The 16736-nt window shown below is 63.0% G+C and carries 13 protein-coding genes; 10 read left to right on the forward strand and 3 right to left on the reverse strand.

Annotated features, from left to right (window positions below; all coding sequences use genetic code 11):
- Window positions 1-35 precede the first annotated feature (35 nt).
- Window positions 36-1007 (reverse strand): Bug family tripartite tricarboxylate transporter substrate binding protein, encoded by a 972-nt coding sequence (locus NUH88_RS01335; protein WP_257769498.1) that lies wholly within the window; start codon window positions 1005-1007, stop codon window positions 36-38.
- Window positions 1008-1565: 558 nt separating this feature from the next.
- Between NUH88_RS01335 and NUH88_RS01340 the strand changes: the two genes are divergently transcribed.
- From NUH88_RS01340 to ppdK, 4 genes are all read left to right on the forward strand, one after another.
- Window positions 1566-3263, forward strand: coding sequence for an NAD(P)H-dependent oxidoreductase subunit E (locus NUH88_RS01340; protein ID WP_257769500.1), 1698 nt, complete (start codon window positions 1566-1568; stop codon window positions 3261-3263).
- Window positions 3260-6040: a formate dehydrogenase subunit alpha gene (gene fdhF, locus NUH88_RS01345; RefSeq protein ID WP_257769502.1), complete on the forward strand. Its 2781-nt coding sequence runs from the start codon at window positions 3260-3262 to the stop codon at window positions 6038-6040. Before NUH88_RS01340 ends, fdhF begins: the two co-directional genes overlap by 4 nt.
- 24 nt (window positions 6041-6064) lie before the next feature.
- Window positions 6065-6886 (forward strand): universal stress protein, encoded by an 822-nt coding sequence (locus tag NUH88_RS01350; protein WP_257769504.1) that lies wholly within the window; start codon window positions 6065-6067, stop codon window positions 6884-6886.
- A 195-nt stretch (window positions 6887-7081) separates the two neighbouring features.
- Complete coding sequence (gene ppdK, locus NUH88_RS01355) at window positions 7082-9751, forward strand: pyruvate, phosphate dikinase (RefSeq protein WP_257769505.1); 2670 nt, start codon at window positions 7082-7084, stop codon at window positions 9749-9751.
- A 192-nt stretch (window positions 9752-9943) separates the two neighbouring features.
- Here the strand turns inward: ppdK and NUH88_RS01360 are convergent, their stop codons facing one another.
- Together NUH88_RS01360 and NUH88_RS01365 are read right to left on the reverse strand one after the other, a co-directional pair.
- Window positions 9944-10393, reverse strand: coding sequence for a GNAT family N-acetyltransferase (locus NUH88_RS01360; RefSeq protein WP_257769506.1), 450 nt, complete (start codon window positions 10391-10393; stop codon window positions 9944-9946).
- 19 nt (window positions 10394-10412) lie between these two features.
- The gene (locus NUH88_RS01365) at window positions 10413-11492 is read right to left on the reverse strand and encodes a divergent polysaccharide deacetylase family protein (RefSeq protein ID WP_257769507.1); all 1080 of its coding nucleotides are present in this window, start codon (window positions 11490-11492) and stop codon (window positions 10413-10415) included.
- 130 nt (window positions 11493-11622) lie between these two features.
- On the opposite strand from NUH88_RS01365, the gene NUH88_RS01370 reads away from it, so the two are divergent.
- From NUH88_RS01370 to lexA, 6 genes are all read left to right on the forward strand, one after another.
- A complete protein-coding gene (locus NUH88_RS01370) occupies window positions 11623-12255 on the forward strand; it encodes an anthranilate synthase component II (protein WP_257769508.1) in 633 nt (210 codons plus the stop codon).
- Window positions 12252-13301 (forward strand): anthranilate phosphoribosyltransferase, encoded by a 1050-nt coding sequence (trpD, locus tag NUH88_RS01375; RefSeq protein ID WP_257769509.1) that lies wholly within the window; start codon window positions 12252-12254, stop codon window positions 13299-13301. Before NUH88_RS01370 ends, trpD begins: the two co-directional genes overlap by 4 nt.
- Window positions 13294-14100: an indole-3-glycerol phosphate synthase TrpC gene (trpC, locus tag NUH88_RS01380; protein ID WP_257769510.1), complete on the forward strand. Its 807-nt coding sequence runs from the start codon at window positions 13294-13296 to the stop codon at window positions 14098-14100. Before trpD ends, trpC begins: the two co-directional genes overlap by 8 nt.
- 34 nt (window positions 14101-14134) lie before the next feature.
- Window positions 14135-14611, forward strand: a complete 477-nt coding sequence (gene moaC, locus NUH88_RS01385) for a cyclic pyranopterin monophosphate synthase MoaC (protein ID WP_257769511.1) — start codon at window positions 14135-14137, stop codon at window positions 14609-14611.
- Window positions 14601-15854, forward strand: coding sequence for a molybdopterin molybdotransferase MoeA (locus tag NUH88_RS01390; protein ID WP_257769512.1), 1254 nt, complete (start codon window positions 14601-14603; stop codon window positions 15852-15854). The genes moaC and NUH88_RS01390 overlap by 11 nt, the downstream gene beginning before the upstream one ends.
- 101 nt (window positions 15855-15955) lie before the next feature.
- Complete coding sequence (gene lexA / locus NUH88_RS01395) at window positions 15956-16720, forward strand: transcriptional repressor LexA (protein WP_257769514.1); 765 nt, start codon at window positions 15956-15958, stop codon at window positions 16718-16720.
- Window positions 16721-16736: the final 16 nt, after the last annotated feature.

Raw genomic sequence — 16736 nt, forward strand, 5'->3', positions numbered from 1 at the left:
CGGAACCGTCGGCTCCGGGGCAGGCGGCACGATGTTTAGGAGGCGCCCATCTTGGCCAACATCGCACGGTGCGTTTCGTTGTTGACCTTCCAGTAATCGCGCAGATCGTCTCCGGTCAGGAACTCACCGTAGAGACTTTTCTTCGTACGGTAGTCCTGCCACTCGGCGCTCTCATACACCTTCTTGAAGAGGGCCGTGTAGTAGTCCTGAGCTTCCTGGGACATGCCCGGAGCTCCCACCACGCTGCGCTGCATATAGTATGCGAAATCGTGCCCCTTCTCCTTCATAGTCGGAGCATTGGGGAACGCGTCGAGGCGCTCTTTGGTAAAGGAGACCAGCGGAATCGCCGTCCCCGCCTTGTAGAAGCCTTCGATTTCGGACGGGTTGTTGACCGAAGAGTTCACGTGCTTGCCGGCGACCTGCTTCGCGACAGTACCGCCGCCTTTGTAAGGCACGTACTTGATCTTCAGGTCGAAATTGGCGTTCAGGAAGTCGGTGATCAGCTGATCTTCCTGCAGCTTGCCGGTACCGCCCATGACCCACTTGTCGCCGACCTTCTTCACATGGTCGACCCACTGGTCGAACGAGGTCAGGCCGGAGTCCTTGTGTACCCAGAGCAGGAAGGTGTCTTCCGCCATACGGGCGATCGGCGCGAACTTCAGAGAGTCGACGCCGAGGCCGGGCTGACGCATCGGGGTCGTATAGAAGCTGTTCAGGGTCACCATGATGGTGTGGTCCTGATCCTTGGCATTCTGGACATGAACCAGAGCCTCGGCGCCCGAGCCGCCAGGCTTGTTGATCGGGATCAGCGGCTTGGAAGCCATATTGTGCTTCTCGACGATGGTCTGCATGAGCCGCGCCATCTTGTCGGCGCCGCCGCCCTTGCCGGCCATAATGATGAAATCGATCGGCTTGACGGGTTCAAACGCCTGCGCGGCAGGCACTGCTCCCATGGCGAGACCGGCGCAAACGGCCAGTCCCATAAGACTGCGTCTCGAGATTTTCATTGAACTCCTCCCTTTGTTGTTTTCCGGGCAGCTTATTTTTTGTTTTTGCCCGTCACCAAATCGTAGTTCCGCTTTTCCGCGATAACCAACAACTTTTCATGGCATGGAAATGGTATACCAAGCGTTAGTATCTTGTATACCAGTTTCTCCATAAGTCCCCTTCGCATCCCCGTCTTGCGCTATCCCATTATAAAGAGGAGAAAAATTTTCCCGAAAGAATGCGCACCTTCAGCATCCCCGGCACTCGACACAAAAAAAACTGGGAGCTATGGTATACAAGATGCCAAACTGAAAGGAGCCGGACACGCGGACCGGAAAAGCACATAGTTTACGAGTGGTTTTTCGATTTTTCCGCGATTGACACCAGAATACGAACTCCGGCCGAGGCAGGCATGGACTGCTACGGCGACGCTCTGAAGCGAATACATGACGCACACGAGCGAAGCCGGGAAATGACTGGCCGATAGCGTTCAATCGGACGCGATTGGGAGTGAGCCCGAGGCGCCGCAAGAGTGACCCGGGTCAAACCGAGGAAGCAACAAGAAGGCCACGCGAGAGATGAACGAGATCAAAGTCGGGCAAAAGATCCACCCCGGATCTGGCCGCCGCAAAGCGCCCACCTTCAACAAGGGACGTGTTCTGAGCGGAGAAGATGTCGACCGGCTGAAGCAACTGCTCGGCGATCGGCCGAGACGCCGGGATCTCCTCATCGAACATCTTCATCTCATACAGGACAGCGAAGGCTGCCTGCCGGCCGGCCTGCTCCACGCCCTGGCCGCTGAAATGCGGATCCCAATGGCCGAGATCTACGAGGTCGCGTCTTTCTACGCACATTTCGATATCGTGCGCGACGGCGAGACACGCCCCGCTCCGGTCACCATCCGCGTCTGCGAGTCCCTGAGCTGCGCCCTTGCCGGCGCCGAGCAACTGATTTCGGAGCTCGAAAACAATGCCGGCGCGGATATCCGCGTGCTGCGCGCACCTTGCATGGGCCGTTGCGATTTGGCGCCGGTCGCGGAGGTCGGACACCGTCATGTCGACCACTGCACGACGGAAAGCGCGCTATCGGTCGCCCGTAGCGGTCACCTTCACCCGGAGATACCTCCCTATAAGAATTTCTCCACCTATCGGGCCGAGGGCGGCTACGACGTTCTGGAAAGCTGCACGTCCGGCGAGCGCACTGTCGAACAGGCTATCGAGACCCTGTCCGACGGCGGACTGCGCGGTCTCGGGGGGGCGGGCTTTCCCACTGGCAGAAAATGGAGCTTCGTTCGAGCCGAAGACGGTCCGCGCCTCATGGCCGTCAACGGCGACGAGGGTGAGCCCGGCACGTTCAAGGACCGCCTCTACCTGGAAACCAACCCGCACCAATTCATTGAGGGCATGCTGATCGCGGCTTGGGCGGTCGAGGCAGAGGAAGTTTTCATCTATCTCCGCGACGAGTATCCGGCGGCCCGCGAGATCCTGCTCAAGGAAATCGAGGCGGTGGAGAAAGCGGGCCTCGCCACGCACACGAAGATCAATCTCCGGCGCGGCGCAGGCGCCTATATCTGCGGCGAGGAGTCGGCGATGATCGAATCGATCGAGGGCAAGCGCGGCCTACCCCGCCACCGTCCGCCTTTCGTCTCGGTCCGCGGCATCTTCGACCGCCCGACCCTGGTGAACAATATCGAGACTCTCTACTGGGTGCCGGAAATCCTGAAGAACGGCGCCGAGTGGTTCGCGAGCCAAGGCAAGAACGGTTGCAAGGGCATCAGGAGCTATTCCGTATCCGGCCGGGTGAAGAATCCAGGCGTGAAACTCGTTGAGGCCGGCACCACGGCGCGCGAGTTGATCGAGGATCATTGCGGCGGCATGGCGGGCGGTCACGCTTTCAAGGGCTACCTCCCCGGCGGCCCCTCCGGAGGCATTCTTCCCGCCGACATGGCGGATATCCCTCTCGATTTCGGTCAACTTGAGAAGTATGGGGCATTGGTTGGCTCGCATGCCGTCGTGATCCTGTCCGATCAGGATGACATGAAAGATGTCGCACTCAATCTGCTGAAATTCTTCGAGGATGAGAGCTGCGGTCAGTGCACGCCCTGCCGCAACGGCACCGAAAAAGCTGTCAAGCTGATGAGCCAGCCGAGTTGGGACACCGACCTGCTGGAGGAACTGAGCGCGGTGATGGCAGACGCATCGATCTGCGGTCTCGGACAAGCGGCACCGAACCCGATCCGGTCGGTCATCAAATATTTCCCGGGAGACCTGAAATGAGCGAGCGCATCTCTTTCGAGTTGAACGGCGAGACAGTCGAGGCAAACCAGGGCGAAACCATCTGGCAGGTCGCGGACCGGCTCGGAGTGGAGATCCCGCATCTCTGCTGGCAGCCGGAGAAAGACTACAGGGCAGACGGCAACTGCCGGGCCTGTATGGTCGAGATCGAGGGCGAACGCACCCTCGCAGCCTCCTGTATCCGCACCCCCACCGCCGGGATGAAGGTCAGCACGGCCAGCGAGCGGGCGAAGAAATCCCGAGAGATGGTGTTCGAGCTGTTGATGGCCGACCAGCCTGAACGGGAAACCAGCCACGATCCGGAGTCCAAATTCTGGAACTGGGTCGACACGATGCAGATCAGCGACGCGAGCCGCTTCCCGGCGGGCAACCGTCCGATGGCGGACAGCAGCCACTCGGCCATCGCCGTCAATCTCGATGCCTGCATCAACTGCAATCTCTGCGTCCGCGCCTGCCGCGAGGTTCAGGTCAATGACGTGATCGGCATGGCCTATCGCGGCAACGGGGCGAAGATCATCTTCGATTTCGACGAGGATATGGGCGAGTCCACCTGCGTTGCCTGCGGCGAATGCGTCCAGGCCTGCCCGACCGGCGCGCTGATGGAAGCGAACCTGCTCGACAAGGCCGGTAAGCGGACGGAATACGCCGATCGCGTGGTGGACACGCTCTGCCCCTATTGCGGGGTCGGCTGCCAGACCCGCGTCCATGTAAAGGATGACAAGATCCTTCATATCGACGGACGTGACGGGCCGGCCAACACCAACCGGCTCTGTGTGAAGGGGCGCTTCGGCTTCGATTATATCCACCACGAGGACCGCCTGACCGTGCCGCTGATCCGGCGCGACGACGCGCCGAAATCCGGCACCATGCAAATCGGCCGCGGCGAGGTTTCGAAATACTTCCGCGAAGCGACCTGGGAAGAGGCTCTGGAACGGGCCGCATCAGGGCTGAAGAAGGTCCTGGACCGCGACGGCGGCGGTGCGCTCGCGGGCTTCGGCTCGGCAAAATGCTCCAACGAGGAGGCCTATCTCTTTCAGAAACTGATCCGCCAGGGCTTCGGCACCAACAATGTCGACCACTGCACCCGGCTTTGCCACGCCTCTTCCGTTGCCGCCCTGATGGAAGGGTTGAATTCGGGCGCCGTGACAGCTCCTTTCATGGCGGCCAAGGACTCGGACGTCATCATCGTCCTCGGCGCCCGGCCGGCGGAGAACCATCCGGTTGCCGCGACCTTCCTCAAGAACGCTGCCAAGGAAGGCAAGGAACTGATCGTGATGGACCCACGCGGCCAGAATAACGGCCTGTCGCGCCATGCGACCCGGGTGCTGCAGTTCAAGCCGGGGGCAGACGTCTCGCTCCTCAACGGCATGCTCTACACCATCGTCGAGGAAGAGCTCTACGACCGACAATATGTCGCCGCCAACACCGAAGGCTTCGAGGCGCTCAAATCTTCGATAAAGGATTTCCCGCCGGAGAAGATGGAGGAAATCTGCGGCATCGAGGCCAACACGATCCGCGAGGTTGCGCGGCTCTATGCCAAGTCGACAGCGTCACTGATCTTCTGGGGCATGGGCGTGTCGCAGCATATTCACGGCACCGACAATGTGCGCTGCCTGATCGCCCTCGCGCTGACCACGGGCCAGATCGGCCGCCCCGGTTCCGGCCTGCATCCGCTACGCGGCCAGAACAACGTCCAGGGCGCTTCCGACGCCGGCCTGATCCCGATGGTCTTCCCGGACTATAAGTCTGTCGAGGACAGCGAGATCCGTTCCCACTACGAAGAATTCTGGGGCACCGAGCTGGATCCGAAGAAAGGCCTGACGGTGGTCGAGATCATCGACGCGATCCTCGCCGACGATATCAAGTCGATGTACATCCTCGGCGAAAACCCAGCCATGTCCGACCCGGACCAGAACCATGCCCGCGCGGCGCTCGCCAAGCTCGAGCATCTGGTCGTGCAGGATATCTTCCTGACCGAGACCGCCTGGCACGCGGACGTGGTCCTGCCCGCCTCGGCGCATGCGGAGAAGTGGGGCACCTTCACCAATACCAACCGGCAGGTGCAGATCGCCCGACCTGTTGTTCCGCCCCCGGGAGAAGCCCGGCAGGACTGGGAACTGGTCCAGGAGCTGGCGAAGCGCATCGGCCTGGATTGGAACTACGATCACCCATCCGACGTTTTCACCGAGATGACCCAGGTCATGCCTTCTCTGAAGAACATCACCTGGGAACGGCTGGTTCGCGAGGAAGCCGTCACTTATCCGTGCGACGCTCCCGACAAGCCCGGAAACGAGATCATCTTCGGCGACCGCTTTCCGACCGCCTCGGGCCGAGCCAAGATCGTGCCCGCCAAGGTCACGCCTCCGGCCGAGCTGCCGGACGCGGATTATCCGATGGTGCTCACCACCGGCCGCCTGCTGGAACATTGGCACACGGGCAGCATGACCCGGCGCTCGGAAACGCTCGACGCGCTGGAGCCGGAGGCCATCGCGGGCCTCAACCGCTGGGATATGAAAAGGATGGGGGTCACCGCAGGTGATTATGTCCGCGTCAGTACCCGGCGCGGCGAAGTCACACTCAAGGCGCGGCAGGACGTGGATGTGCCCGAAGGCATGATCTTCATTCCGTTCTGCTTCGCCGAAGCGGCGGCAAATCTGCTCACCAATCCGCAGCTCGACCCGATGGGCAAGATCCCCGAGTTCAAGTTCTGCGCGGCAAAGATCGAACCGTTCGAGGAAAAAGTGGAAGCCGCCGAATAAACCAGGCGGCCATGGGAGGAAAAAATGGCAATCAAGGATCTGGCCGTCGCCTTCAACGGCGCGGAAAGTTCGCGTGCGGCCCTGCGCCTGGCCGTACGCATGGCGGACAAATACGGGGCGACCATCACCGGTCTGCATGTCAGCCCGCCGATGAAAATGGACAGCCTGACCCGTCAGTGGATACCGGAAAGCACGCTTGAAACCCTGAAGAAGTCGGAGGCCGATCATATTGCCGGCATCGAGGCCAATTTCCGCGAGGACCTCAAGGCTCTCGGCCATACCAACAACGGTGACTGGTGTGCGGAAAAAGGCGAACCGACCCGGGTTCTCGCGAAAGCCGCGCGCTATTTCGACATCCTGCTCACAGGCCAGGTCGACGCAGCCGGCGGCGTCGCGGATCAGCTAAGGCCCGAGGACGTCGTGCTGCTCTCCGGAAAGCCTGTGATCATCGTGCCGACGGCTTACAAGGACCGGGATTTCAACGAATTCGCCGTCGTTGCCTGGGACGGCAGCCGGCCGGCTGCGCGCGCCCTCACTGACGCCATGCAAATTCTGGAGACCAAGAAGCGTCTCGACATCGTGACCGTGGTTCCGGACGACACCCCGCCGGATTGCGGCCACGATATCCTGCGCCATCTGCGGCGGCACGGGATCGACGCCCGCCAGGTCGTGCTGAAGGACGAAGGCGGCGTCGGCAAGACCATTCTCCAGCACTGCGCCAAGACCGACCCGGACATCATGGTGATGGGCGCCTACAGCCGGACCCGCATCCGCGAGGATATTTTCGGCGGCACCACGCGCGATGTGCTTGAAAACATGAGCACTCCCGTCCTGATGGCGCACTGAACCCGCGCCCCTCCGTCACGAAAGAGTCAAATTCGGCTCTGGGCCGCGACTCTTTCCTTTCAACGGCGCCCTTCTTTGAGTAAACACCTTGCAACCGTTGCACCTTCGCAGGTGCAACAACCAGACGGTGCCGTGCGTCCCGGACGCGAGTGCCCTGGACGCAAGGCACCGGAATCATGACTTGGAGAGAGCGACTTGGCCAAGTGGGTGTATAATTTCGGAGCTGGAAAGGCCGACGGTTCGGCCCAACTGCGCGAGCTGCTCGGCGGCAAGGGCGCGAACCTGGCGGAGATGGCCAGTCTCGGCCTGCCGGTGCCACCGGGTTTCACGATCTCGACCGAGGTCTGCACGCATTATTACGCCAACGGCCGTTCCTATCCGACAGATCTGGAATCCCAGGCAGAGGAAAGCCTGAAAGCCGTCGAAGCCCAGCTCGGCCGCGGTTTCGGCTCGACCGAAAAGCCGCTTCTCGTCTCTGTCCGATCCGGCGCCCGCGCCTCCATGCCGGGCATGATGGATACGGTGCTCAATCTGGGCCTCAACGACGACACCGCCGCGGCGCTGGCGCGCGAGACCAATGACGAGCGCTTCGCCTACGACAGCTTCCGTCGCTTTATCCAGATGTACAGCGACGTCGTGCTTGAGGTGGAGCACTACAATTTCGAGGAAATCCTTGAAGAATACAAGGATATCAAGGACTACAACCTCGACACCGAGATGACAGCCGACGACTGGAAGCAGATCGTCAAGGAATACAAGGCACGGGTGAAGGACGTTCTCGGCAGGGATTTCCCGGCTGATCCGAAAGAGCAGCTCTGGGGCGCGATCAGCGCCGTGTTCGGCTCCTGGATGAATCAGCGCGCCAACACCTACAGGCGCCTGCACGGCATTCCGGAAGAATGGGGCACCGCGGTCACCGTGCAGAGCATGGTGTTCGGAAATATGGGCAACGACTGCTCGACCGGCGTCTGCTTCTCCCGCAACCCCTCGACCGGCGACAATCATTTCTACGGCGAGTTCCTGGTGAACGCCCAGGGCGAGGACGTGGTGGCCGGCATCCGTACGCCGCAGCCCCTGACCCTCGCCGAGCGCGAGAATGGCGGCGGCGAGCTTCCCTCGATGGAAGAGACCCAGCCGGAGGTCTTCAAGGAACTCTGCGCCATCCGCGAGAAGCTGGAAGGCCACTACCGCGACATGCAGGACATGGAGTTCACGGTTCAGCAGAACCGGCTCTGGATCCTGCAGACCCGAAACGGCAAGCGCACAGCGAAAGCGGCGCTGAAGATCGCCTGCGACCTCGTCCGCGAGGGCGTGATCGACAAGCGCGAGGCGATCAAGCGCATCGACCCGGCGCAGCTCGACCAGCTGCTGCATCCGACTCTCGATCCGTCCGCCGAGCGCGACGTGGTCGGACGCGGCCTTCCCGCCTCTCCCGGTGCCGCCAGCGGCCAGATCGTGTTTACCGCCGACGAGGCGGAGGAATGGTCAAAGGCCGGCAAGAAGGTCGTCCTGGTCCGCAACGAGACCAGCCCCGAGGATATCGGCGGCATGCACGTTGCCGAAGGCATCCTGACCACCCGCGGCGGGATGACCTCCCACGCGGCGGTGGTCGCCCGCGGCATGGGCACGCCTTGCGTCTCGGGTGCCGGCGAAATCAAGGTCGACGGCAAGAACAAGGTCATGCTGGCCAACGGACGCGAATTCGCCGAAGGCGACGTCATCACGCTGGACGGCACCACCGGCGAGGTGATGAGCGGCGAGGTCGCCACCATCAAGCCCGAACTGACCGGAGATTTCGGCGAGCTGATGGGTTGGGTCGACGAGTTCCGCACCCTCGGCGTACGCGCCAACGCGGAAACCCCGCTCGACGCCCAGACCGCGGTCGATTTCGGCGCCGAGGGCATCGGCCTCTCGCGGACCGAGCACATGTTCTTCGACCCGGAGCGCATCGTGCACATGCGCGAGATGATCCTCGCCCGCGACCCGGAAGCCCGGCGCGCCGCGATCGCCAAGCTGCTCCCCTATCAGCGTGAGGACTTCACCGCCCTCTTCCGCATCATGAATGGCCTGCCGGCGACCATCCGTCTGCTCGACCCGCCGTTGAACGAGTTCCTGCCGCATACCGAAGAGGAGATGCAGGACGTGGCCGATGCGGCGGGCGTCTCGCTTCGGGCGCTGGAGCTCCGCAAGGCGGAACTGGACGAGGCCAACCCGATGCTCGGCCATCGCGGCTGCCGTCTCGCGGTCACCTATCCGGAAATCTGCGAAATGCAGGCCCGCGCCATCTTCGAAGCCGTGGTCGCGGTGAAGAAGGACGGCATCAAGGCCATTCCGGAAGTGATGATCCCGCTGGTCGGCACCAAGGCGGAGATGGACGATCAGGCGAAAATCGTTCACCGCATCGCGGATGCCGTGAAGAAGGAAAGCGGAGAGGCGTTCGAATATATGGTCGGCACCATGATCGAACTGCCGCGTGCCTGCATGGTCGCAGACGAGATCGCGGAAACCGCCGAATTCTTCAGCTTCGGCACCAACGACCTGACCCAGACGACCTTCGGCTTCTCGCGCGACGACGCGGGCACCTTCATTGAGGAATACCTGCAGCGCGGGCTTCTGCCGGCCGATCCCTTCATCACCATCGACCGGGACGGTGTCGGCGGACTGGTGCGCATGGGCGCGGAGAAAGGCAAGAAGACCCGCCCGGACCTCAAGATGGGGATCTGCGGCGAACATGGCGGCGATCCGGAATCGGTCCGCTTCTGCCACGAAGTCGGCCTGACCTACGTTTCCTGCTCGCCCTATCGCGTGCCGATTGCCCGTCTGGCGGCCGCGCAGGCGGCGATCGACGAGGCCGACGCTGCCTGAATGTGCTCCGCGGCGTAAACGCGAGCGGACACCTCAATCAAGAACGCCGCCCTTCCTTCGGGGCGGCGTTTTTATTTCGCTCTCACTTTCGGCATCCCGATGCAAGTGGAGCCCCAGGGAAGACGGCGTCGGTTCTACGATCTCTAGGCCCCCGCTTTCGCGGGAATGACAAAAACATGCTAGGCGATAACTTCAGGCCGCCTTCAGCATCTCGTAATGCGGAATGCCGTCCTCGTCGTACGGTCCCCGGACGATTTCGTATCCGACACTCTCGTAGAAATCCTTGAGATAGGCTTGCGCATTGAGGCGCAGCGGCACGTCTCCGTAGAGCGCCTTCGCCCGGGCGTGTCCCTCGTCCATCAAGGTGCGCGCCAGCCCGCGGCCGCGCGCTTCCGGCGTGACAAGAATGCGACCGAGCGCCGGCTCTTCGTAATAGTCACCCGGACCGAGGATCCGCATATAGGCAAGGAAGGTATTGTGCGCACCGCGGCCGATCAGATGGCGGGCGACTTGGTCCTTACCGTCGATATCCGGGTAGAAGCATTTCTGCTCGAGAACGAAGACATCCTGACGGTGGCGCAGGATATCGTAGAGATCCCCGCAACTCAGACTTTCGAAGCTCTCGAATGTCCAGTCGATCAAATCGAAATCCTTTCCACGCTCAGGACCGTCCCGCCGACTGCCATAGCGCGGGATAGCGTCTGCGGACAAGAACGGTGATCGGCACGATAGCAAAACCCCGCGCCTTTGCATCCGGAATCCAGTCGCGGAGCACAGTTATCGTCGCGTCGTGGGGATGGCCGATGGCGATCGCCGCACCGGATTTACGCGCGATTTTCTCGACCTGCTCCAGGCGGTAGCGCACCTCTTCCGGCGAATCCTCGTTATCGAGGAACACGTCCCGCTTCAGCACCGGCACGCCCAGCGCCTCGGCCGCGGCGGGGCCCGCGGTGTCCGGCGCGGTCACCGAGTCGAGGAAGAACAGGCCGCGCAGCTTGAGCGCTTCCATCACCGCGTTCATCCCCGCACGGTCGCTGGTGAAGCGGCTGCCCATATGATTGTTCACCCCGACATAACCGCCGAAGCGCGACAGGCCCCAGTCGATCTTCTTCGCGAGATCGACCGGCTTGTCACGCACCCGGAGCACGTTCGGCCCCGGATCGGCATCTGCGCTCTTCGGCTGCATGGGCATATGGACCATCAGTTCGTGGCCCCCGGCCCGCGCGGCGGCGGTCTGCCGGTCAAGATCCTTCGCGTAGGTCAGGTAAGAAAGCGTAAGCGGTCCGGGTAAGGCGACGATCGCATCGGAGCGGCGGCGGTCGATCCCCACATCGTCGATCACCAGCGCTATCATCGGACGGCCGGATGGCAAGTCCGTCGGTAGCGCGTTCTGCACCCAGGCCAGTTGCGCCGGTGCCTCGGCGTCGGGGCGCAATCGAGGAGCTTGCTGCGCAACAGCCTTCACTTCGGGTGCCGGTGCCTTTTCGGGTTCGGCCACTCGGGCGACCAGCCGGTCCATCGCCGCCTGATCGGCAGGACCGGGGCTTACCGGAAGTGGCGGCTTCTGCTTGTCCGCCGGAGAGCGCATCACCGCTTCCTGCTGCCGAGGCGCCGGCGGCTCCTGCCCGAACTGCATCCCGGCCCAGAGACCGGCGGCAAACACTGCGGCGATGAAACCGCCCGCGGCGAGCATAACCACCGGGGTGCCGAACCTGCTGCTGGCCTTGCGTTTTCGTGCCATTCGGAAAGCCCAAAAGAATTTGCCAAGCCAAGTCCGCCGGGGCAGTCTCTATCCGCGAACATGGCCGCTTGCTATAAACACTGTAAGAGCCTTCGAGTTTACTTCAACAGAATTCGATAACAGCCTGAAAATGTTCATACTTATCGACAATTACGATAGCTTCACCTACAATCTCTGGCACTTTCTGGGATCGCTGGGGGTCGAGGTTGTCGTGCATCGAAACGACAAGATCTCCGTCGACGAGGTCATGGCGCTGGCACCGCGGGGCATCGTGCTCTCGCCGGGCCCATGCGATCCGGACCGGGCCGGGATCTGCCTGCCGCTGATCGAAAAGGCCGCCGGCAAGGTGCCGATCTTCGGCGTCTGCCTCGGCCTGCAGTCGATCGGACAGGCCTTTGGCGGAACGATCACGCGCGGGCCGGTACCTATGCACGGCAAGATCAGCAAGGTGAGCCATACCGGCAAGGGCGTGTTCGAAGGCCTGCCGAGCCCGTTCGATGCCACCCGCTATCATTCGCTCGTGGTCGACCGGGCATCCCTGCCGGACTGCCTCGAGATCACGGCGGAGACCGAGGACGGCATGATGATGGGCCTGCAGCACAAGACGATGCAGGTGCACGGGGTGCAGTTCCACCCCGAGAGCATCGCCTCCGAGCACGGCCACAGGATCCTGCAGAACTTCCTCAGGCTCTCCGGGATCAACGCCGAGCCGCTGAAACCGCTGGATGTGCTGGAATCCGAACTCCGGAAAACCGGGACATGAGCGGCGACATCCAGGATATGAAGTCGCTCATCGGGCATGTTGCGACGGGCGCAACGCTGTCCGAAGAGCAGGCTGAAACGGCATTCGACATCATCATGACCGGTAACGCGACACCGGCGCAGATGGGCGGTTTCCTGATGGCGCTCCGGGTGCGCGGCGAGACCGTCGAGGAAATCACCGGGGCGGCCCGTTCGATGCGCGCAAAGGCACTCCGCGTGACCGCTCCCGCCGATGCAATCGACACTGTCGGCACCGGCGGTGACGGCGCCAAGACCTGGAACATTTCCTCCGCCAGCGCTTTCGTGCTCGCAGGCGCCGGCGTCCCGGTCGCCAAGCACGGCAACCGCGCGCTCTCCTCCCGCACCGGTGCCGCCGACGTGCTGAGCGCACTCGGCATCAATAACGAATGCGACATGAGCCTGGTGCAGAAGGCCATCGACGAGGCCGGGATCTGCTTCCTGATGGCGCCGCGGCACCATTCCGCCATGCGCCATGTCGGCGGCACGCGGGTCGAGCTCGGCACGCGGACGATCTTCAACCTGCTCGGCCCGCTCTCCAACCCCGCCTTCGTGAAACGGCAACTGGTGGGAGTGTTCGCGAAGGAATGGGTGGAGCCGGTCGCGCACGTGCTCGGCAGGCTCGGATCCGAAAAGGCCTGGGTGGTGCATGGTTCCGACGGGCTGGATGAAGTCACGACAACCGGCCCGACTTACGTCTCCGCGCTGGAGAATGGCGCAGTGCGCTCCTTCGAGATCTCCCCGGAAGATGCCGGCCTGCCGCTGGCGAAAGCGGAAGACCTGAAAGGCTCGGGCCCGGAAGAAAATGCGAAGGCCCTGCGCGCGCTGCTTGAAGGCGAGCCCGGAGCCTACCGCGACGTCGTTCTGTTCAACAGTGCCGCGGCACTGATGGTCGCCGACAAGGTCTCCGATCTGAAGGACGGTGTCGCGATGGCGGCCGAGGTGATCGACAGCGGCAAGGCGCTTGCGCGTCTCGACGCCCTGATCAGGGTCACCAACAGCCTGAACGAGGCCGCAGAAGATGAGTGACGTCCTGGCGAAGATCTGCGCCGACAAACGCGAACACATTGCCTCCTGCAAGGCCGCTCGCCCGCTTGCCGACGTGAAGGCCCGCACGAGCGACGCCTCTGCGCCGCGCGGTTTCGCGAAGGCGCTTCAGGCCGCATCACGGACCGGTTACGGCCTGATCGCGGAGATCAAGAAGGCCTCGCCGAGCAAGGGACTGATCCGCGCCGATTTCGACCCGCCGCGATTGGCCGAAGCCTATCAGGCCGGGGGTGCCACCTGTCTTTCCGTGCTGACCGACATGCCCTATTTCCAGGGCCACGACGATTTCCTCGTCGCGGCCCGCGCCGCGGTCTCCCTGCCCGCGCTGCGCAAGGACTTCATGCTCGACGCCTATCAGGTCTGGGAAGCGCGGGCGCTCGGCGCCGACTGCATCCTGCTGATTATGGCGGCACTGGAGGATGGCCAGGCGGCGGAGCTGGAAGCGCTTGCATTCGAACTCGGCATGGACGTTCTGATCGAAGTGCATGACGGCAGCGAACTCGACCGGGCGCTGGCGCTGAAATCGCCTCTGCTTGGAATCAACAACCGGAACCTCAAGACCATGGTGACGGATCTCGCGGTGACCGAGGAATTGGCCGCGCGCGTGCCGGCGGACCGGACCCTGATCTCGGAGAGCGGTCTCTACGCTCCCTCCGATCTCGCGCGCATGGCGAAGGTCGGCGCCCGCTGTTTCCTCGTCGGCGAAAGCCTGATGCGGCAGCCGGACGTCACGCGCGCCACGCAAACCCTGCTGAGCGATCCCGTCCCGGCGGTCGCCTGATCGGTAAGGCCGGAAGAGCCACCGGGAGGACACATTGAGCGAACTCACCCATTTCGACGAGCGCGGCAACGCCGCGATGGTCGATGTCGGCGACAAGGACATCACCGAACGGACAGCAACCGCGGCCGGCACCGTCACCATGGATCCGGCGACGATGAAACTAATCGTCGATGGCGGCGTCAAAAAGGGCGATGTGCTCTCCGTCGCACGCCTCGCCGGAATCATGGGCGCCAAGAAGACACCGGACCTCATCCCGCTCTGCCATCCCCTTGCCCTCACTTCGGTTAAGCTCGAATTGTCCTGCGACCCGGGCCGCAGCGCCGTCGACATCACCGCCACCTGCAAACTGAAGGGACGCACCGGCGTCGAGATGGAGGCGCTGACCGCCGTCAGCGTCGCCGCCCTCACCGTCTACGACATGTGCAAGGCGGTCGATCGCGGCATGAAGCTGGAAAACATCCGCCTGATCCATAAAGCGGGCGGCAAATCCGGGGACTGGCATGGCGAATGACCTCCTGCCGGTCGAGCAAGCGCTGGAGCGCATCCTCGCGGCCATGCCGCTCATGCCCGGCGAGGAAGTGCCGCTGACCGAGGCGCACGGGCGCACCGCCGCCGCCGACATCGCCGCCCGGCGCACGCAGCCGCCGGAGGCGGTCTCCGCCATGGACGGCTATGCCGTGCGCGGAGCCGATGTCGCGACGGCCGGCGCCAAGCTCAAGCGGATCGGAACGGCGCCCGCGGGCCATGTCTTCGAAGGCACGGTCGGCCCCGGAGAGGCGGTCCGCATCTTCACCGGCGGCGCCCTGCCGGACGGCACCGACACGATCGTCATCCAGGAAGATGTGCAGGCAAGCGCCGAGGTCGATGGCGCAACCATCGAAGTCACGGAGGCGACGAAGACGGGAGCCTTCGTGCGCCCGGCAGGGCTCGATTTCCGTGAAGGCGATATCCGCATCAAGGCCGGCCAGGTCCTCACGGCCCGCGATGTCGGCATGGCGGCGGCGATGAACGTGCCGTGGATCGAGGTGCGGCGGAAACCGCGCGTCGCGATCCTCCCCACCGGCGACGAGATCATCCGCCCGGGCGATCCGACCGGGCCTAACAAGATCGTCAGTTCCAACAGCTACGCACTGGCGGCGCTTGTGCGGGCCTGCGGCGGCGAGCCGACCCTGCTCGGCATCGCCCCCGATACGGTCGAGGGCATCCAGGCGATGGTCCGGGGCGCGAGCGGCGCGGATATCCTGATCACCACGGGCGGCGCCTCGGTCGGCGAGCACGACCTGATCCGCGAAGCCCTCGGTACGGACGCTTTCGGTCCCGACGGGCTGGATCTCGATTTCTGGAAAATCGCCATGCGTCCGGGCAAGCCGCTGATTTTCGGCCATGTCGGCCGCACTCCGTTGCTCGGCCTGCCGGGGAATCCTGTCTCCACGATCGTCTGCGGCACAATATTCCTGCGCCCCGCAATCGCCACCATGCTAGGCCGGACCGGGCCGAACACAACAATGCTCAAGGCGCGCCTCGCCAAGCCGCTGAAGGAAAACGACCGTCGTCAGGACTATCTCCGCGCGGTCTATCATCTCGACGAGAACGGAGAAGCCGTTGCCGAGGTCTTCGAGCGCCAAGACAGTTCCATGCTGGCCCTCTTGGCGGAGGCGAACTGTCTGCTGATCCGCTCGCCCCATGCGCCCCCCGCCGATGCCGGCGAGAAGGTGGATATCGTTCCGCTCGGGATCGGATCCATTTCAATCTGATCGAGACCTGTAATCAAAGACTTGACGCCAAACAGGAACCAAAGTAGAACATTTGCGATGTTTATCTTTTGTTCCTGATGGAACCAGGGCGGGAGTCTCAGATGCTCACAAAAAAGCAGCAACAACTATTGCTGTTCATTCAGGAACGACTGGAATCCGACGGCGTATCCCCCTCTTTCGATGAAATGAAGGATGCACTGGACCTGAAATCGAAGTCCGGCATTCACCGTCTGATCACCGCACTGGAAGAACGGGGCTTTATCCGCCGTCTGCCGCACCGGGCACGGGCTCTGGAAGTCCTGAAAACCCCGGACGCCAGTTCCGCAGTGAAACCACCGCAGACCGAGATACACCCGGCAGCCCTGGATCGCCCGGCGAGCCGCGGCTTCACTCCGAACGTCATCCCCGGGAACTTTGCTCGTGCAACCCGTGACGAGGACGAGAGTGCAGCGGCTGTGTCCATGCCGGCCGGATCGGACGACACCATGTTCGACCTGCCGATGATGGGGCGGATCGCCGCCGGCACGCCGATCGAGGCGCTGCGCGACGACAGTAACCATGTCGGCGTGCCGGGCTCAATGCTGGGCGGCGGCGACCATTACGCTTTGGAAGTCGCCGGCGATTCCATGGTCGATGCAGGCATTCTCGACGGCGATACGGTGATTATCCGGCGTTGTGATACGGCCGATAACGGTGCGATCGTCGTTGCCCTCGTGGATGAGCACGAAGTAACGCTGAAACGGCTGCGCCGCCGCGGTCATGCTGTCGCGCTGGAGCCTGCGAACCCGAATTACGAGACGCGGATCTTCGGACCGGATCAGGTCAGGATCCAAGGCTGCCTTGTCGGTCTGATGCGGAAATATTGACAGAAATACGGACGCG

The sequence above is a fragment of the Nisaea acidiphila genome, from assembly GCF_024662015.1.
In the GTDB taxonomy this organism is placed as follows: domain Bacteria; phylum Pseudomonadota; class Alphaproteobacteria; order Thalassobaculales; family Thalassobaculaceae; genus Nisaea; species Nisaea acidiphila.